The following is an 18,256-nucleotide window of genomic DNA, read 5'->3' as shown; positions in this document are numbered from 1 at the left end:
GATTAGTCGATCAGGTCCAGTTGGTCCGCCCCGGCTTTGCTGATACCGGAAATTGCCCAGCCGGCAGCAGTCAGGATACGGCCCTGTGGGGTGCGCTGGAGGTAGCCTTCCTGGATCAGGTAGGGTTCATGGACTTCCTCAAGCGTGTGTCGCTCCTCGCCGACCGCCACGGCAATTGTCCCGAGCCCGACTGGTCCGCCTTTGTAGTGACGAGCCATTACATCCAGAATGCGTTTATCCATTTCATCAAGGCCTCGTTCGTCTATTTCCAGCAACGAAAGAGCCTTGGCCGCGATATCGGCCGTGATCACGCCGTCTCCGCGTTCCTCGGCAAAGTCCCTGACAAAGTGAATCAAGTTATTTGCGATCCGCGGTGTGCCACGGGCGCGGCCGGCAATCTCGGTTGCCCCATCATCCTTGACAGGAACTCCGAGGAGTTTGCAACTCCGCTTGACGATTTTGACCAAATCGCCCCGGTTGTAGTAATCGAGTCTCGACTGCAGGGTGAAGCGACTTCGTAGAGGGGCGGTGAGCAAGCCCATCCGGGTGGTTGCCCCAACGAGGGTAAAGCGCGGCAGGTTCAGACTGACTGACCGGGCATTCGGGCCCTGGTCGATCATGATATCGATGCGGTAATCCTCCATCGCGCTGTAGAGGTATTCCTCCACGGTCTTGGGAATGCGGTGCATCTCATCAATAAAGAGAATATGTCCCTCTTCGAGATTGGTGAGCATCCCGGCAAGGTCCCCGGGCTTTTCGATCACGGGTCCCGAAGTGATGACAACCTGTTTTTCCATGACATGCCCGATGATGTGGGCGAGGGTGGTCTTTCCCAGACCTGGAGGACCGCTCAGGAGCACGTGGCTCATCACATCGCCCCGCTTCCGGGAAGCACCGGTCATAATCATCAAGCGCTCAATCGTCTTTGGCTGTCCGGTAAAATCATCGAAGGAGATGGGCCTGAGGGCGGCATCCCGGTTCTCTTCGCGATTCAAGGCTTTCTCGAGAAATTCATTGCCTTTCGGAGTTTCTGGCGCGTCAGGCATCTTCAAGTAATTCGCTGGGCAATAAGGATTCATCAACCCGGTTAATCTTTGCCCCGAGTGCATTCAGCTTGCTTTCGAGGGATTCGTAACCCCGGTCAAGGTGGTAGATTCGCTGGATCCAGGTCGTGCCTTGTGCGGCAAGCCCGGCAATGACAAGAGCGGCACTGGCGCGCAGGTCGGAGGCCATAATCGGGGCCCCGTAAAGCTGATCGACGCCTTTGACGACGGCAGAAGCACCTTCCATGGAAATGTGCGCTCCCATGCGCAGCAACTCCGGCACGTGCATGAAACGGTTTGGATAAATGCGTTCGGTGATGAAGCTGAGACCGGGTGTGAGGCTCATCAAGGCGAGCATCTGTGCCTGCAAGTCAGTCGGGAAACCGGGGTGGGGCAGGGTAATGATCTCGACCGGCTTGTATTCACCTGAATTTTTCTTGACCGTAATCTGGCGCTGGTCGGGAAAAATTTCACATTCCACGCCACAGGATTCCAGTGTGTCGAGGAGTGCGCGCATGTGGCCCGGGACAACGTTTTCAACGGTGACCTCCCCATGTGTCATGGCCCCGGCGATCAAAAGCGTTCCAGCCTCAATCCGGTCGGGTAAGACCGAGTGCTGGCATCCCTTCAATTCCTTGACTCCCTCAATCTTGAGGTAGTGGCTTCCAATGCCGTGGATTTTGGCTCCCATCTTGACGAGCATCTGGCAGAGATCGACAACCTCTGGCTCGCAGGCGGCGCTCTCGATCCTCGTCACTCCGGGGGCAAGCACAGCTGCCATGACCATATTGGCCGTTCCGGTGACGGTGGGTCCGTGTCGGCCTCCCAAATAGAGATAATCCCCACGCAGCCCGGATCCATCGACCTCGACGTAACCGTTGCGGACATCAATGGTGCATCCCAGACGGCTCAAGCCCTTCAAATGCAAATCAATCGGGCGGGGCCCAATGACACAACCGCCTGGCAGGGATACTTCGGCCCGCCGCAACCGGCCGACCAACGGACCGAGGAGGCAGACAGAAGCACGCATTTGACGCACCAGCTCGTAGGGAGCCCGATGATGGACTTCCTTAGCCTCAATCTCCCATGAATGCGGTCCGGTCTGGTCAACCCTTGCCCCAAGGTATCGGAGAATCTTGGCCATGAAGCGGATGTCCGTCAGGTCGGGGACTGCCTCAATACGGCATGTCTCTCCGGTCAGGAGTGTTGCCGCAAAAATCGGCAGGGCTGCATTTTTAGCCCCACCCACGGAGACAGATCCGTTCAGCGTGTGGCCTCCCTCAATTTGGAAAACGTCCATTTCCGAAAACCTTAGTTTGGCTGTCCTGATTGTCCGCCGTCCTTGGGTTGTCCATCTCTGGAAGACCCTTGGCGGTTGCCCTGCGAACGCCTCCCGCGGCGCTGACCCCTCGAGCGATTCCTGGACTTGGCTCCGTCAGGTTTACGCTCACTGCTGCCTTCTCCCGGCTTGTTCCTGTTTCTATCCTGCCCCTGTTTCTGGTTATCCTGTTTTGGCTTGTTGGAGCGACTGCGCTTGCGAGGCCTTTTGCCGGACGGTTTGCCCTCTTCCTTGGGATTTCCTCCCTCTGGACGGGGTTTACGCTTGCCCTGGGGACGTCTTGTACGATTTCGAGACCGTGGCCCCCGCTGTTGTCGCGGCCGGCGGTTTTTCTTCTTTTTCTTTCCGAACAGGGAAGAGAGGAACTCGCGGAGAGCCTTCAGTAATCCGGCCAATCCGGATCGCCCCTGTCGCTTTGCATCGATACGGGCAGCCTGACGGAATTCCTTTTCCATCTGGCGGATGGAAACTGGCTCCACATCCACCTTCTGGTAAGGCGCAGTGCGCTTGCGCTCCCTTGGTTTTTCACCAGATCGCTTAACCGGCCTGTAATCAACAGCTTGCATGGAATGCGGGGCAATTGGGACTATCCGTTTGCGACCCGATTTGGGCCCCTTGGATTCATATTGATCAATATTTTCAAAATCTGGCATGAGTGTCTTCCGTCTTGGACCGATTGAAGGTTAAAAGCCCATCAACCAGCAAGATAAAAGGATATGAACTTGCCCTAAAGGCGGGATAATCGCATCACCTAGGAATGGATAAGTTGGAAGAGATATTCTCGATGCAGGCAACGCTCAACCGGCGAATTGGCGTGGAGCTTGAAGGACTTGATGAGGCTGAAAAGACGCGTTGGGTCTTGAATTACACGCGGGCCATGGAGCAGGAGCTGGCAGAGCTGGTGGATTCCGTTCCCTGGAAATGGTGGGCCAAGTACCAGGAATTTGATGAGCAGAATGCAAAAGTCGAAGTGGTGGATCTCTTTCACTTTCTTGTATCGCTGGCCCAGGTTCTTGGGATGACGGCAGAAGATGTCTATGATGCCTACACCAAGAAGAACAAAGTCAACCATGAACGCCAGGAGAGCGGTTACTCCACCAAGGACGAATCGGACTCACGGCATATTTGACCGGGACTGGTAGCTTACCAATAGATCCGGTGCTTTGGCTTGACGGGCAACTTGCCCCGCCAGTACAGGATGAGGAGGGCCCCGAAGAGCATACCGCCCAAGTGGGCAAAATGCGCGATGCCGGTGCGCAATCCTGAGACACCCAGAAACAATTCCAAGCCGCCGAAAAGGATGACAAAATAGCGTGCTTCCATTGGAATTGGCGGGAAGAGAAGCATGATCCGGCGATACGGGAAGAGCATCCCAAAGGCCAGAAGGATGCCATAGGTTCCTCCAGACGCCCCAATTGTGGGGTAGGGGTTGCCGCCGCTTTTAAGTGAGATTGAGGCGACAGTGAGCTGGATAATCCCCGCCCCGACGACACAAGTCAGGTAATAGGTGAGGAAACGCTTGGAGCCCCACCGCAGTTCAATTTCGCGCCCGAACATCCAGAGCGCGAGCATGTTGAAAAAGATATGGGCAAAATTCCCGTGGAGAAAACCATAGGTGAGAATCTGCCAAGGATAAAAACTGATATTCGCCCCGGCAAGAAATCCCTTGGACTGGGCCCACTGGTCAATGCCTATCGGCCATAGGGCCAGATATTTCTCAAGCATTCCGCCATTTTGTCCGCCGAAGAACATTTGCAGGAAGAATAACATCCCGTTGGCGATCAGGAGATTCATGATTACCGGCGGGAGGATCTGGTTGGATTCGCGATAAAACTGATTCGACATTGACGATATAGTGTAGGCAGCTTTTTCACAAAGCAACCCTCCGGAGTAAGTTCATGGGGCAAATTACTCAAAAAATACGCCGCGGGGTTTGCATTGCGACAATCGCTTTGCAAAGTGTTGATTTCAACTATTCATCATCAATCAATTGAACAATGGCCATATCAGTAAACAGCATCGCTCCCGAATTTACCTTGAAGCAGAAGACTGCCGACGGGCTCAACGACGTTTCCCTCAAGGATAATGCAGGAAAGAAGCAGACCGTGCTTCTGTTTTTCCCTCTCGCCTTTACCAGCGTCTGCCAGAAGGAATTGTGTTCGGTCTCCGCTGGATTGGATCAATACAGTGATCTGGATGCCGACGTCTGGGCAATCAGTGTCGACAGCCCTTTCGCCCAGGAGGCATTTGCCAAGTCCACGGGCATCACCATTCCGCTGCTTTCAGATTTTAACAAGGAAGTCGCCACAGCCTACGATGTGCTTTACGCGGACCTTCTCGGTCTGAAAGGCGTGGCCAAGCGCAGCGCTTTTGTCGTCGGCAAGGATGGTAAAGTGACCTACAGCTGGTCAAGCGATGACCCCAAGCAGTTGCCGCCATTTGACGAGATCCAGGCGGTTCTCCGCTAGTTTCATCCTCTTTTAAGATGCCCGGCTAGACAGCCGGGCATTTTCTTTTCCATGTTTAATATAGACAAGGCTGGCCGACCTTTTCTTAAATGGCGGCTTTGTCGAAAGTAACTATGAGTGTAACAAGCGATCCATTTTCCGCCCGCAAGCCCTTCCGTTCCGGCGAACTGTACAGTCTGCCAGCTCTTGAGGAGCAGGGCCTCGGTCCAATTTCCCGTTTGCCGATCAGCATCCGGGTCGTTCTTGAGTCTGTCTTGAGAAATTGTGACGGACAGCGCGTCCACGAGGCAGACGTCCGTGCCCTTGCTGCCTACGATGCAAAAAATCCCGGGACAAAGGAGATTCCCTTTGTGGTCAGCCGCATCGTCCTGCAGGACTTCACCGGTGTTCCATTGCTTGTGGATCTCGCGGCGATGCGCGATGCGGTCAAGTCGGTCGGCGGCGACCCGGCTGTGATCGAGCCGCTGGTTCCTGTGGATCTGGTGGTGGACCACTCGGTCCAAGTTGACCGTTCAGGGACGGCCTCCTCCTTCCTCGACAACCTGAAGATCGAATTTGGCCGCAACCGTGAGCGGTATGAATTTCTCAAATGGGGCCAGCAGGCCTTTGAAACATTCGCCGTGGTGCCACCGGCGATCGGAATTGTCCACCAAGTGAATCTCGAATATCTCGCCAAGGTGGTTTTTGAGCGGAACGGAGTCTATTACCCGGATACGCTTGTCGGGACCGACTCCCACACGACCATGATCAATGGCTTGGGAATTGTTGGCTGGGGCGTTGGCGGAATTGAGGCCGAGGCAGGTATGCTTGGGCAGCCAATTGCTTTCCAGACCCCGGAAGTGATCGGTGTCAATCTCACTGGAGCGATGCGTGAAGGCGTGACCGCGACCGACCTGACCCTGCGGATTACCCAGTTGCTTCGTGCGGAGAAGGTGGTCGGAAAGTTCGTGGAATTCTATGGTGAGGGGACCGAGAGCCTCTCACTGCCGGACCGGGCCACTATTGCCAACATGGCACCCGAATATGGCGCCACGATGGGCTTTTTCCCGATCGATGAGAAGACCCTCAATTACATGCGCATGACCGGGCGCTCAGAGGAAAGTATCGAGCAGGTTCGCGACTATTATATTGAACAAAAGATGTTTGGTATCCCCAAGGAAGGTGAGATTGATTACAGCAAGGTGCTGAATCTCGACCTTGGCACCATTGTTCCGAGTGTCGCCGGGCCAAAGCGTCCGCAGGACCGCATCGATGTGCCTGACTTGAAGAATGTCTTCAATGGCTTGATGGAAATGCCTGTTGCTGAGGGCGGCTTCGGTGTTGAGGCAGGGGAGCGTGGTCGCTCGCTTGAGGTGGAAATTGAAAAGCCTGACAACGGTGGAACCCTCACGGCAACCCGCTCGGGCCTTTCGCATGGATCAGTCGTCATTGCCGCCATCACGAGCTGCACCAACACCTCGAATCCCTCGGTTATGATCGGGGCGGGCCTGGTGGCAAAGAAAGCCGTCGAGCGCGGTCTGGAGGTCAATCCTATTGTAAAGACCTCCCTCGCACCGGGTTCACGAGTGGTGACCGAATACTTAAACAAGACAGGTCTTCAACGCTATCTTGACCAGCTTGGTTTCAATCTTGTGGGTTATGGATGCACGACCTGTATCGGTAACAGCGGACCCCTCGATGGACCGGTTGAGGCGGCAATCGAGGAAGGTAATCTGGTGACAGCATCTGTTCTCAGCGGAAACCGCAACTTCGAGGCCCGGGTCCATAGCGCCGTGAAGGCGAATTTCCTCATGTCCCCGCCATTGGTGGTCGCCTACGCACTTGCCGGGCGTGTGGACATCGACCTCGATACGGAATCCCTCGGCAATGACTCGGAGGGCAATCCCGTTTATCTGAAGGATATCTGGCCGACCCATCGCGAAATTGAGGAGGCTGTGGCTGACGGGATTCGCCCGGCCATGTATTCCAGCCAGTACAGCGATATTTTGAATGCCAATCCTGAGTGGAAGGAAATCGAATCCTCCACCGGGGCCATTTATTCCTGGAAGGATTCGAGCACTTACATCCAGAAGCCGCCTTTCTTTGATGGCTTTGATTTGGAAGTTGGCTCAATCACAACCTTCGAGGGGATGCGCCCGCTGGCCCTGCTCGGGGATTCCGTGACAACCGACCACATTTCCCCAGCTGGTAATATTCCTGAATCCGGACCGGCTGGCCGTTACCTGAATGAGCACGGCGTGGAGAGGAAAGATTTTAATTCCTTCGGGTCACGGCGTGGTAATGACCGCATCATGACACGCGGAACCTTTGCCAACGTGCGCATTAAGAACCGAATGGCAGATGGGAAGGAAGGTGGTTACACCAAGCTCATGCCGGAAGGTGAAGTCGTGGACATCTTTGACGCCTGTCAGGAATATGCCAGGCGGAACACGCCACTGATTGTCTTTGGTGGAGTGGATTATGGAATGGGTTCAAGTCGTGACTGGGCCGCGAAGGGAACCAATCTTCTCGGGGTCAAGGTGGTCGTGGCAAAGAGTTACGAGCGCATCCACCGTTCCAACCTGATCGGCATGGGAGTGCTTCCCCTTGAATTCAAGGATGGCGAGAATGTTGATTCCCTTTCCCTCGATGGATCAGAGGTGTTTAATCTCAAGGGACTGGATAATAATTTGAAACCTGGCCAAGAGGTTGATCTTGAGATCGTCCGAAGTAACGGGAATGTCGATACAGTATCCCTTCTGGTGCGCATCGATACTGGTATTGAGGTCGAATATTATCGACACGGCGGTATTCTTCCCTATGTTTTACGGAGTCTATTGAAGAACGCCAAGTAGCTTAATTACTCCCGTTGAGCCGATCACCATGTCACAGGACGAACCCCATTTCCTTGTCAATCCCTACGACGATCCGGTTATTGTGAAAATCAATGGGAAGGCCTCTTTCATTAACAGCGGGCCGGTCAAGAATTTGTTCGATCGTCTGGTCGAGCAGGGGAAGACCCGGTTTGTCATTGATTTCCAGCAATGTTCAGGAATGGACAGCACATTCCTCGGTATCCTTGCCGGACTGGGAATCAAGCTGATGAAGATGAAACCCAAAGGCACGGTTGTTCTGACTCGCCTGGGTGCGCGTAACAGCGAGCTAGTGCGTAACCTTGGGCTGCATCGCCTGCTCATCCTTGATGATGGAGCGGCAACCGCTGCAGATAATGCACAACTTGAGGCGGTCGGGGATCAATCGGACAAGTCCCATCTTTCGGAAGTCGAGAACGCCCGTCTGGTTTTGCAGGCCCATGAGAATCTTGTGGAAATTGACGACTCGAACAAAACAAAGTTTCAAGACGTCATTTCCTTCCTGAAGAACCAGATGGAGGAACAGTAGGAACGGATTCAACATGCTGCTGGTTTTTTTCTTCGGGTTGGCTCTTGGAACAGGAATTGGCTGGTTTTTCTGGTGGACTGCCCGTCGTGAAAACACGCGCCTTGACGAGCAGCGTCAGATGCTTGCGCAGGAAAAATTGATCGTTTTCGATTTTGTCCATAACATGGTCGAGGCAATCGGGGAGGGCGTTACGCGGCAGGAATTGTTTGAGCGTGTAGTGCACGCGGCCATTCTCAGTACCGGTGCGCTCAGTGCCTGTATTTTCGAGTGTGAAGGCGATCGGATCCGTGGTGTCTCGGTGGAAGGCCTTTTTCCCCCGCACCGTCCCCTGCCGCCCAGTTCACGGGTGAAAATCACCACGCGGGCCAAGTTCATTGAGCAAATCCTCAAGTCGGAGGTCTTCAAGATAGGCGAGGGGCTTGTCGGGACAGCAGCCCAGAGCGGCAAAGGGATCCTGATTGAAAACGCCCTGGAGGATCCCCGCATCATCAAGCATGATGATCCGGCCTTGGAAGTGCGCAGTGTCATCGTTGTTCCGATCCTCTTCCGCGACCGGAATATCGGGGTCCTTGCGATGGTCAATCCTTCCGACGGTGGATCATTCGGAGAGACAGACTTTTCACTCGCACAGAGCCTGGCCGAGCAGGCGGGACTGGCTATCCACAATCTGGATTTGATGGCCTCCCAGATTGAAAAGAACAAACTGGACAGTGATCTGGGATTGGCGCACGAGATTCAGAGCATGCTGCTTCCAAAGGAATTTCCAGCAGTTCCAAATCTGGAAATGGCCACCATCTACAAGCCCGCGCAAAAGGTCGGGGGTGATTTGTATGATATTTTTCCAATTGATGAGAATCGCGTGGGCATCGCCATTGCGGATGTCTCTGGAAAGGGGATTCCGGCCAGCCTCTTGATGGCTATTTGCCAGAGTAACCTGCGCCATTTTGCCCGGCATATGGATTCGCCAGCCCGAGTCTTGAGCGAGTTGAACGAAGTCATGGTCGGCGAGACGCGCCCGGAGATGTTTGTCACCATCATTTACGCCGTGGTTGATCTTGCCGCTGACGAGATTGTCTTTGCCCGGGGCGGACATGAGCTGCCGATTATCGTGCATTCCGCGGATAATGCCCCGGTAGCCCATGAATTTCTTCAAAGTGAAGGAATGGCCCTTGGAATGGTTCCCAATGAGATCTTTGACATGGCCATCCAGGATTTAACGATTCCCTTCAAGAAGGGCGATATTCTCGCTCTCTACACAGATGGTGTGACGGAGGCCGTGAACGTGGAAGGGGTGGAGTTTGGAAACTCACGCCTGGCCGAGGTGGTCAGTACTTTGCGGGCTCGCACTTCAGAGGACTTGGTCAGTGGGATTCTGGACCGGATTTCCCTGTTCTCAGGCGACGGCGACGGGCAGGTGGACGATTTCACGGTCGTGATTGCGAAACACCTTTGATGCCCACCCGGGACCGCTGGCACGGTTTTTATTGTCAAGAAGACTGGCATCTGGTCTAAACCTGCCCACAGTGTCTAGATACATGACTTCCACGCAAGAAATCGACAAATCAAGCGTTCCGGACAGCTCCGGGCACTTTGGACCATACGGAGGGTGCTATGTGCCTGAAACGCTCATGACCTGCCTGCAGGAACTCACCCGGGCCTATGAGAAGGCAAAGGCTGAGCCTGAATTCATGGCGACATGGCACCACTACCTGAAAACCTATGCCGGGCGGCCGACCGGACTGTATTTTGCCGAAAACATGACCCGCAAACTCGGGGGTGCACGCATCTACCTCAAACGCGAGGACCTGCTGCACACGGGAGCGCACAAGATCAATAATGTTCTCGGTCAGATTCTCCTCGCCAAGCGGCTTGGGAAAGAGCGTATCATTGCTGAAACAGGAGCCGGACAACATGGGGTCGCGACGGCTACAGTATGTGCCAAGTTTGGCATGGAATGTGTGATCTACATGGGTGAAGTCGACATGGAGCGTCAGGCCCTGAATGTGTTTCGCATGCGTCTCTGCGGTGCGGAGGTGCGTGGCGTCAAGACCGGACAGCGTACGCTGAAGGATGCAGTCAACGAAGCCATGCGTGATTGGGTCGCCAGCTCAGGCAACACGCATTACATCCTGGGTTCCGCCCTTGGGGCACACCCATTTCCGATGATGGTCAGGGATTTTCATAGTGTTATTGGTCAGGAGACGCGGACGCAAATCATGGAGGCTGAGGGCCGCCTTCCGGATGAGATGGTTGCCTGTGTCGGCGGCGGCAGCAACGCCATCGGGTTTTTCCACGAATTTCTTGAGGATCCGTCTGTTCGTCTCGTCGGCGTTGAGGCGGGTGGGCGTGGCATATCACAAGGCGAGCATGCCGCGCGCTTCCAGGGCGGGAAGATGGGCGTCCTGCAAGGTTGCAAGACCTATATCCTCCAGAACGCTGACGGTCAGATTGAGCCCACTCATTCAATTTCGGCAGGCTTGGATTACGCCGCCATTGGTCCGGAACATGCCTGGTACCGGGATCTGGGACGAATCGAATACGCCTATGCCTCGGATGATGATGTGCTCAAGGCCTTCAAGTTCCTTTGCCAGACCGAGGGAATTCTGCCCGCGCTTGAGAGTACGCATGCGATTGTTTATGCCATGGAACGGGCCCCGCAAATGGCGCCGGAGGCAATCCTCTGTGTCAATTTGAGCGGGCGGGGAGACAAGGATGTGAGCGAAATTGAACGGGTTCTCAAGGAAATGGGAGAAAATGCATCATGATGTATTCAATGACGGGGTTTGGCCGTAACCAGACGAATTTCGCCGGGATGGATATCTCCGTCGAGATCAATTCGGTCAACCGCCGCAACCTCGAGATTTCGGTTTCCCTTCCACGTGAGTGGCAGTTGCTCGAGCGTGACATCCAAGCGCTTCTGCGCGGGGCCTTTGCCCGCGGCAAGCTCCACGTGAGTATCCAGGCCCAGCCCGCTGCGGCGGAGAGCGGCTTTCACTGGGACGAGGCTGGCTTGGATTCCAGCCTCAGGCGCCTTGGTGAGGTTGCTAAGCGTCAGGGGATTGACTGGCCACCCGGCGCGGATGCCCTCGTGCGCCTGGCTGCCCTGAATAAAGTGGATGTCCTCCTTCCGGGCAGTGATGAAATTTCCGTTCCGCTGATGGAGTGTGTCAAGCTGGCTGCCGGGGAGTTAAAGGACATGCGCGGCACTGAAGGCGCTGCCCTTGAGAGCGATTTAAAGGATCGCCTGAGTGCGTTGAGAGGAGGGCTGACCACCATTGGTGAGGAATCTTCCAGCACCGTCCCCCGGTATCGCGAGATCCTCTTCCAGCGTCTCGGCCAGGCTAACCTTGAACTCGACCTCAATGATGAACGTGTGCTCAGGGAAATTGCCATCTTTGCGGACAAGTGTGATATATCGGAAGAACAAACCCGACTGGAGAGCCATTTTGACCAGTTTGCGGAGTGCCTGGCAGCCGGGAGCCCAATCGGACGCAAATTGGAATTTATTCTCCAGGAGATAAACCGGGAATTTAACACCATTGGATCAAAGTCCAATAATGTCGAAATCAGTCGGCATGTGATTGAAGCCAAGAACGAGGTTGAAAGGATCCGTGAGCAGATCCAGAATATCGAATAAACAGTATTTTTTATCATGAAAACAGCTCGATTTTTCCCCATTTTGATTCTTCTTTTCCCAGCTGTGGCATTTGCTGCCCGGGGCGGGCATGCCCCCTCTGAAGATACCGTCACGCTGCCATTTTCGCTGGCAGCCTACGAAGCCTATGAAAAGGCGCACGGGATGGAATCGCTCACGAGCATTCTGCTGCACCGGATTCAGGAAAACCCGTTCAATCTTGTAGCGAGCATCATTTTCCTGATGGCGGTCGTGCATACCTTCATGGCCAGCAAATTCCAGAAGATGGCTCATCATCTGGAGATTAAGCATCGCGAGGAGCTTGAGAAAAAGTATATCGCAGAGGGAAGGGACCCGGCTGACAGCAAACGCAAGGATACCAGCTTTTCCGCAACAATCTACCATTTCCTTGGGGAAGTGGAGGCAATTTTCGGCATCTGGTGCGTGCCTCTCCTGGTTTCGATTTTCTATTTCTATGGATGGGGTTCCGCCACTTACTACATTGACGAGGTCGTTAACTACACTGAACCGGTCTTTGTCGTTGTGATCATGGCCATCGCCTCCACACGGCCAGTGCTGCATTTCAGCGAACTCATCCTTGGCAGGATTGCGGGTATCGGGGGACGCTCACCCAAGGCATGGTGGTTTAGTATTCTGATTGTCGCTCCCTTGCTTGGATCCTTCATAACAGAACCTGCAGCAATGACTATCGCCGCCCTTCTGTTGGCGAAGACGATTTACACGCTCAAACCCAGCAATAAATTCAAATATGGCACCCTCGGGCTCCTCTTTGTCAACGTCTCGGTTGGCGGGACCTTGACGCATTTCGCAGCCCCTCCAGTTCTCATGGTGGCTGGCAAATGGGGTTGGGACATTGCCTTCATGTTCACGCATTTTGGTTGGAAGGCTTTTGTCGGGATCATTATTGCCACCTCTGTTTACGGGTTTTTCCTGCGCAAGGAATTTGCTGTCCTGAAGGAGACTGCCGATGCGCGTGAGGCTGAGCATACAGGTGCTCAAGAAGAGCCAATTCCGCTTTGGATCACGATTGTCGTGCTGGGTTTCATGGCATGGACCGTCTTCAATCTGCATAATCCACCAATTTTCATCGCCGGTTTCCTCTTCTTCATGGCTTTTGTCCAAGCCACCGCCACGCACCAGGACGACGTAAAGATCAAGGGACCGATTCTCGTCGGATTTTTCCTTGCTGGACTGGTGACGCACGGGTCCCTGCAACAATGGTGGATTGCACCCATCCTCAGTCAGCTGGGTGAGTTCAGTCTCTTTACAGGTGCAACCGTTCTCACTGCCTTTAACGACAACGCCGCCATCACTTTCCTTGCCAGTCAAGTACCTGCGTTTGATCCGATGTTGGGTGAATCGGCAGTCATCAAGGAATATGCCGTTGTCGCCGGAGCCGTTACCGGTGGGGGCTTGACGGTCATTGCGAATGCGCCCAATCCTGCGGGGCAATCCCTGCTCAGTCGTTACTTTGAGGATGGTGTCGCTCCGGGCAAATTACTCCTCGGTGCATTGTTCCCGACTTTGGTCATGGCCGCCTGTTTCATGATTCTCCAATAGGGGGCAATTTTATCGAAACAAATTCCACGGGAAGTTGTCTTCACGGCAACAAGTCCTAAATTTGTTTCTTATTATGCCTGTTGCCCGTTCCCTATCATGCATCGCGTTCTTCGCGATCCTCATTAGTAGTTCCTCCCCCGTTTTCGCACTGGATCGGCCCCTTGATCCATCCTCGGAGGCAGGCGATTCATGGCTTATCCAGATTGCTGAGGACGCTTCCCCACAGGATGTTGCCAAATCGCTTGGGGCCATTTATGCCGGACCCGTACGCGGAGTGAAGGGTTATCACAGGGTTCGCTTTTTAGAGAATCTGCAAAGCCGCCCGGACGATCTTGCCAGCAGGGACAACATAATCCGCCAATTAAAGTCCCGGTCAGAAGTGCTGCGTTTTGAGGAGAACCGGATTATTTATCGCTACCCGAGAAGTTTTGCTCCCTTGGATCCACGTTTTCCCGAGCAGTGGCATCTCGAGAATGTCGGCCAATCCGGCGGCCTTCCTGGTGCGGATATCAATGTCCGTCCAGTTTGGGATTCTGGAATTACGGGTGCCGGTGTCACAATCGGTGTTGTTGACGAAGGTATCCAGTACGCGCATCCGGATCTTCAATCAAACTGGATCAACGGATCTGGCTACGATTACAATGATGACGATTCTGACCCTGCGCCTGACCCCTTCGATACCGATGATCGTCATGGAACAGCGGTGGCGGGGATTTCCCTTGCAGCATCGAACGAGCTGGGCGGTTTGGGTGTCGCGTATGATGCGTCGCTGGTTCCGCTTCGCCTTATCGCCGGGGGTTTTGAATTTGGCGAGGAAGCGGAGGCCCTTTCCTATCATGTCTCTTCCGGGATTCCGGTCGACATCTACAATAATAGCTGGGGGCCTTCTGATGATGCGGGTATTCGCTATGTCGATATTTCCAGTGTCTTGAAAAGCGCCTTCGCCAGTAATACCTCGAACGGTCGAAACGGGAAAGGGACGATCTACGTGTGGGCAGCAGGCAACGGGGGACTGAACGGAGACAACTCCAATTACGACGGATATAACGCCTCTCCGTACACCATTTCCGTAGCGGCGTTGGGGGATAATGACGTAAAGGCGGGATACAGTGAGCCGGGAGCCAACCTTCTTGTTTCAGCCCCAAGTCGCGGGTTGGGAGCGGGCATTCTGACCACGGACAATACCGGTACTTCCGGATATTCGGATGCAGACTATTACGAGAACTTCAGTGGAACCTCAGCGGCTGCCCCGATTGTCTCAGGCGTGGTCGCCCTAATGCTCGAAAGACGACCGGAACTGGGCTGGCGGGATGTTCAGAAAATTCTCGCCCTGACCGCCGTTCCTGTCGACTTCATCGAAGGGGAATGGACTTCCAATGCGGCTGGACACTGGGCCAGTCACAATTACGGCTTCGGCCGCGTTGACGCGCATGCCGCTGTCCAGTTGGCCGCTGATTGGCCGCTCCTTGGAGCAAGGCAAGTTGCCCAGGCCACCTCCACCGCATCTACATTCCTCCCGGAGGGCTCTCTCGTAAATCAGTCCCTCCAGATTAACCGTAATATCCGTGTCCAGCACGCGCGCATCCGGGTTAGCCTGTCCCATTCGGACTGGGGAGATCTGCGCTTCGAGCTGCGCTCGCCAAACGGGACCCGCAGCGTTCTTGCGGAACCTCATCGTAATTCCAATTCCAGCGGAAGCCCGGGAAGCTGGACCTATTTGTCCACGCACTTTCTTAATGAACTATCCCTAGGCGAGTGGGTGCTTTCCATTACCGACGATGGAACTGGGGGAAGCGGTTCCTTACTCGGATGGTCCCTCGAGCTTTGGGGAACGGAAATTTCAGCGCAGGAAAACAAACCGCCTGCAGCCGAAAGTCTTGTTGTTGAAAGCACGAGCTTTCCCATCGAGGTCGACGTGCTGGACGGAGTCACCGATGCGGATGGGGATTCCCTGACTATCCTCTCCATCCAGCAGCCACGCTTTGGAACCATCGAAAGTATCTCATCCAGGCGGATCGGATTCTCGATGGGCCAAACAAAGAATGGCCTCGATTCATTCAGTGTCTTAATTTCAGACGGCAACGGCGGGGTCCTGCGGCGAATTGTTCAAATCCGTGACCCACGTCCCGTTGGCCGGAATGATCTCTTTCCGGTTCTGGCGGACAGCACTACTGAATTGCCTGTCCTGGAAAATGACCTTGATCCCGACGGTGACACATTGCGGTTGACCCGTATCTTGAGTGAAGTCAATGGCAGCGCGACAATCACAGGCGAGGGGACCATAGCCTACACGCCGCCCGCTGGATTCAAAGGGGTCGAGCGCATCCAGTATGAGCTGACGGATGATTCCGACGGAATATCCACGGGGTGGGCCACCGTGATTGTCCAGCAGTCCGCGGATGTTGTCCTGGATTTTGACGGGGAGGATGACTTTGTCCGTCTTGATAATGCCCCCGGCCTCTCGATCCGGGATGATTTTACCGTGGAAGCATGGATCTATCCGGAAGACTACGGCGAATATGTGACTGGCTTCGGGCGGATCTTTGACCGGTCTACATTCATATTCTTCCTCAACGGATTTGATCATTCCTTCTACAATGACAAGAGCCTTGTCGCCTACTTCATTCTGGAGGACGGTTTCACCACAGTCGCAGCCAACTCGATCAGCGATTCCATCCAGCTTAATGAATGGCAGCATGTAGCGATTTCCTATGACAGCGGCAATTTTTCGACGCCGGTCCGTATGTATGTCAATGGAGTCCCGGTAAGTCTAAGCTATCCTCTTGAGGGGAGCAGTGCACCCTCACAGCCACTTGCTGACAACAGCAACGCCCCTCTTTACATGGGTGAAGCCCCCTCGGGAGCTCGCGCCTTCAAGGGCTCAATGGGTGAGTTCCGGATCTGGGACAGTGTTGTTTCTCCCGCGCTTATCGGCGCACGCCATGCCAGCCGCCTGACCGGAGTCGAATCCAGTCTGCAGTTTTATCTGCCCCTGAACAAAACCCTTGCCCCAGAAGCTATCTCGGGAGGGTCCCTGCCTGTTGTTGCAGATATCTTCGAGGCACAGCGAGTACCGCGGATTCTTCCGTGGCGCGAGTTGGAAAATAACTACACGATTCTCTCCAATGAGGGTAACGGCTGGTGGCAGGATCGAACACTTGGACGGCTTTACGGAGACTTGTATCCCTGGGTTTACCTGCCGACCCTTGGTTGGGTCTATAGCGGACATGGCGAGGGCAATGATCCTTATGTCCTTTATTCGGATAGTTCCGATCTGGGCTGGCTGGCGACAGACAGGAATCTTTACCCATGGTTCTATCAGTATGGCACCGGGAATTGGATCTATTACCTGCAAGGACCGGAAAATCCAACCTGGTTTTATTCCTTCAGCCGGTCGGATTGGTTCTCTTTAAATTGATCCTCCGAGGGCCTTTGATCTTCCAGCCATTCAAGTGCGTCTGCCCGGGTGGTGAATGCCCCGTCCAGTTGTCGCTCGTAGGCATTGTCCAGAAATCTGCCCATGTGAGGGCCGGGTGTCCAACCTCTCTTCATCAAGTCGTGTCCATTCAAGAGCGGCTTGGGTCGGGTTGACGTCACTTTCAATTGGCGTGCCTGGGCAAGCAACCAGTCGTTGGCTTCATGACTGTTGTCCGGGATCGGAGGCCGGCCCGCCGAATCAGCCCGGAAGACCCGCAGAAGAAGATCCAGACGCCCGCAATCCCGCGAAAGGCGCCGGATGGCCGAAGGTGAACTCTTCTCCTGAAAGAGAATCGCTGGTCGCATGTGACACTTAATGAGCGGAAGAACCTGCTCGGCCAACTTCGTGGCCAGATTCAGGCGTTTCATGAATGCCCTTGCTGGTTTCAAGCCAGCGGTCTCATGGCCGTAGGAGCGAAGGTGGCCATCGATCAATTTGGTTGTCGAGGGCTTGCCCATGTCATGGCAGAGCACGGCAAATCCAACGATGAGATCTTCCTCCCGATTGCCAGACCGCTCCCGGGCAAAGGCGTCCAGACAATGCAAAGTGTGTTCATAAACATCCCCTTCCGGGTGCCATTCAGGATCCTGGGGGCATCCGGACATGGCTGCCAGCTCGGGAAAGTATTGAAGCCACCTGCATTCCTCCAGGAAATGAAGCCCGGCGGAAGGGCTTTTCCCTTCCAGCAAGAGTTTTTCCCATTCGGCAAAGTATCGCTCCGGCGAAAGTCCCTCAGGGGTGAGGTTCTTACAGAGGTCGGTTGTTTCCCTGCACACGGTTGCAGGAATCCGGGCTGCGAATTGCATTGCGCGAAGAACACGCAGGGGATCCTCGGAGAATCGTTCCGAGCAATGCCGGAGGCGCTTTGCCTCAAGGTCGGCAAGACCTCCCAGCGGATCAATTAATCCTTCCTCGAGCATATCGAAGTAGATTGCATTGACCGTGAAGTCCCTTCGCATGGCCGCTTCCTCAAGTGACATTCCGGGATCGATCGAAATATCAAATCCCCGATGTCCTGATCCCCTCTTGGATTCTCTTCTCGGCAGACCGACATCCACGGGCCAACCGGATAGCTTGTAGATACCAAAGGCTTTTCCAACCTTTGTAAAAGGGGCTAATTCACGAAGGAGGGATTCAAGGATGTCCGGTTCCAGTTGAAATACTTCAACATCAAAATCGAGGACTTCTTCTCCCAGAAGGGCTGAGCGGACGCAGCCTCCAACGAGGTAGGCCTTGCCTCCCGCATCGGCGCACAAGCGGGCCAATCTCATCAAAAAAGACCAGTGCGACTGTGTGTAGTGGCGGGTAAGGTCTTTCATAGGGGTTTCAAGT

Annotated in this window: 14 protein-coding genes; 9 read left to right on the top strand and 5 right to left on the bottom strand. The window is 54.5% G+C overall.

What is annotated here, in order from left to right; translation table 11 throughout:
* Nucleotides 1-2: 2 nt before the first annotated feature.
* Genes ruvB through G0Q06_RS13705 form a run of 3 tightly spaced genes read right to left on the bottom strand, consistent with a single transcriptional unit; the run spans nt 3 to nt 3,035 of the window.
* Nucleotides 3-1,046, bottom strand: coding sequence for a Holliday junction branch migration DNA helicase RuvB (gene ruvB, locus G0Q06_RS13715; protein ID WP_163967131.1), 1,044 nt, complete (start codon nt 1,044-1,046; stop codon nt 3-5).
* Nucleotides 1,039-2,343, bottom strand: coding sequence for a UDP-N-acetylglucosamine 1-carboxyvinyltransferase (gene murA / locus G0Q06_RS13710; protein ID WP_163967129.1), 1,305 nt, complete (start codon nt 2,341-2,343; stop codon nt 1,039-1,041). Before murA ends, ruvB begins: the two co-directional genes overlap by 8 nt.
* A gap of 11 nt (nt 2,344-2,354) precedes the next feature.
* Entirely contained in the window at nt 2,355-3,035 is a 681-nt protein-coding gene (locus tag G0Q06_RS13705; protein WP_163967127.1) for a hypothetical protein, read from the bottom strand.
* A gap of 104 nt (nt 3,036-3,139) precedes the next feature.
* Here G0Q06_RS13705 and G0Q06_RS13700 point away from each other — a divergent pair, with 104 nt between their 5' ends.
* A complete protein-coding gene (locus G0Q06_RS13700; RefSeq protein ID WP_163967125.1) occupies nt 3,140-3,511 on the top strand; it encodes a dUTPase in 372 nt (123 codons plus the stop codon).
* A gap of 14 nt (nt 3,512-3,525) precedes the next feature.
* Here G0Q06_RS13700 and G0Q06_RS13695 read toward each other — a convergent pair whose 3' ends face one another.
* Nucleotides 3,526-4,227 carry a rhomboid family intramembrane serine protease gene (locus G0Q06_RS13695; RefSeq protein ID WP_163967117.1) on the bottom strand — a complete coding sequence of 234 codons (702 nt, stop codon included), beginning with the start codon at nt 4,225-4,227 and terminating at the stop codon, nt 3,526-3,528.
* A gap of 152 nt (nt 4,228-4,379) precedes the next feature.
* Between G0Q06_RS13695 and G0Q06_RS13690 the strand changes: the two genes are divergently transcribed.
* The 8 genes from G0Q06_RS13690 (at nt 4,380) to G0Q06_RS13655 (ending at nt 16,864) form a co-directional block, all read left to right on the top strand.
* Complete coding sequence (locus tag G0Q06_RS13690; protein ID WP_163967115.1) at nt 4,380-4,850, top strand: redoxin domain-containing protein; 471 nt, start codon at nt 4,380-4,382, stop codon at nt 4,848-4,850.
* A gap of 113 nt (nt 4,851-4,963) precedes the next feature.
* The gene (acnA, locus tag G0Q06_RS13685; protein ID WP_163967113.1) at nt 4,964-7,684 is read left to right on the top strand and encodes an aconitate hydratase AcnA; all 2,721 of its coding nucleotides are present in this window, start codon (nt 4,964-4,966) and stop codon (nt 7,682-7,684) included.
* Between the two features lie 28 nt (nt 7,685-7,712).
* Nucleotides 7,713-8,231 (top strand): STAS domain-containing protein, encoded by a 519-nt coding sequence (locus G0Q06_RS13680; RefSeq protein ID WP_163967112.1) that lies wholly within the window; start codon nt 7,713-7,715, stop codon nt 8,229-8,231.
* A 13-nt stretch (nt 8,232-8,244) separates the two neighbouring features.
* Nucleotides 8,245-9,684: a GAF domain-containing SpoIIE family protein phosphatase gene (locus G0Q06_RS13675; protein WP_163967110.1), complete on the top strand. Its 1,440-nt coding sequence runs from the start codon at nt 8,245-8,247 to the stop codon at nt 9,682-9,684.
* Nucleotides 9,685-9,766: 82 nt separating this feature from the next.
* On the top strand, nt 9,767-10,996 hold the full coding sequence (gene trpB, locus G0Q06_RS13670; RefSeq protein WP_163967108.1) for a tryptophan synthase subunit beta: 1,230 nt from the start codon (nt 9,767-9,769) through the stop codon (nt 10,994-10,996).
* Nucleotides 10,993-11,868, top strand: a complete 876-nt coding sequence (locus tag G0Q06_RS13665; RefSeq protein WP_163967106.1) for a YicC/YloC family endoribonuclease — start codon at nt 10,993-10,995, stop codon at nt 11,866-11,868. Before trpB ends, G0Q06_RS13665 begins: the two co-directional genes overlap by 4 nt.
* A 15-nt stretch (nt 11,869-11,883) precedes the next feature.
* Complete coding sequence (locus G0Q06_RS13660) at nt 11,884-13,446, top strand: putative Na+/H+ antiporter (RefSeq protein WP_163967104.1); 1,563 nt, start codon at nt 11,884-11,886, stop codon at nt 13,444-13,446.
* A 73-nt stretch (nt 13,447-13,519) separates the two neighbouring features.
* On the top strand, nt 13,520-16,864 hold the full coding sequence (locus G0Q06_RS13655) for a S8 family serine peptidase (protein ID WP_163967102.1): 3,345 nt from the start codon (nt 13,520-13,522) through the stop codon (nt 16,862-16,864).
* Here the strand turns inward: G0Q06_RS13655 and G0Q06_RS13650 are convergent.
* Nucleotides 16,825-18,243, bottom strand: a complete 1,419-nt coding sequence (locus G0Q06_RS13650; protein WP_163967100.1) for a CCA tRNA nucleotidyltransferase — start codon at nt 18,241-18,243, stop codon at nt 16,825-16,827. The two genes, G0Q06_RS13655 and G0Q06_RS13650, sit on opposite strands and share 40 nt — an antisense overlap.
* Between the last annotated feature and the right edge of the window lie 13 nt (nt 18,244-18,256).

The organism is Oceanipulchritudo coccoides (genome assembly GCF_010500615.1).
GTDB lineage: Bacteria > Verrucomicrobiota > Verrucomicrobiia > Opitutales > Oceanipulchritudinaceae > Oceanipulchritudo > Oceanipulchritudo coccoides.
Note: the sequence above shows the minus strand (reverse complement) of the source record. Positions and strands in the feature narration are given on the sequence as shown.

Excerpts from the sequence above, each read along its gene's own strand:
- ruvB (WP_163967131.1), bottom strand. The coding sequence starts at position 1,046 with ATGCCTGACGCGCCAGAAACTCCGAAAGGCAATGAATTTCTCGAGAAA.
- murA (WP_163967129.1), bottom strand. The coding sequence starts at position 2,343 with ATGGACGTTTTCCAAATTGAGGGAGGCCACACGCTGAACGGATCTGTC.
- G0Q06_RS13705 (WP_163967127.1), bottom strand. The coding sequence starts at position 3,035 with ATGCCAGATTTTGAAAATATTGATCAATATGAATCCAAGGGGCCCAAA.
- G0Q06_RS13700 (WP_163967125.1), top strand. The coding sequence starts at position 3,140 with ATGGATAAGTTGGAAGAGATATTCTCGATGCAGGCAACGCTCAACCGG.
- G0Q06_RS13695 (WP_163967117.1), bottom strand. The coding sequence starts at position 4,227 with ATGTCGAATCAGTTTTATCGCGAATCCAACCAGATCCTCCCGCCGGTA.
- G0Q06_RS13690 (WP_163967115.1), top strand. The coding sequence starts at position 4,380 with ATGGCCATATCAGTAAACAGCATCGCTCCCGAATTTACCTTGAAGCAG.
- acnA (WP_163967113.1), top strand. The coding sequence starts at position 4,964 with ATGAGTGTAACAAGCGATCCATTTTCCGCCCGCAAGCCCTTCCGTTCC.
- G0Q06_RS13680 (WP_163967112.1), top strand. The coding sequence starts at position 7,713 with ATGTCACAGGACGAACCCCATTTCCTTGTCAATCCCTACGACGATCCG.
- G0Q06_RS13675 (WP_163967110.1), top strand. The coding sequence starts at position 8,245 with ATGCTGCTGGTTTTTTTCTTCGGGTTGGCTCTTGGAACAGGAATTGGC.
- trpB (WP_163967108.1), top strand. The coding sequence starts at position 9,767 with ATGACTTCCACGCAAGAAATCGACAAATCAAGCGTTCCGGACAGCTCC.
- G0Q06_RS13665 (WP_163967106.1), top strand. The coding sequence starts at position 10,993 with ATGATGTATTCAATGACGGGGTTTGGCCGTAACCAGACGAATTTCGCC.
- G0Q06_RS13660 (WP_163967104.1), top strand. The coding sequence starts at position 11,884 with ATGAAAACAGCTCGATTTTTCCCCATTTTGATTCTTCTTTTCCCAGCT.
- G0Q06_RS13655 (WP_163967102.1), top strand. The coding sequence starts at position 13,520 with ATGCCTGTTGCCCGTTCCCTATCATGCATCGCGTTCTTCGCGATCCTC.
- G0Q06_RS13650 (WP_163967100.1), bottom strand. The coding sequence starts at position 18,243 with ATGAAAGACCTTACCCGCCACTACACACAGTCGCACTGGTCTTTTTTG.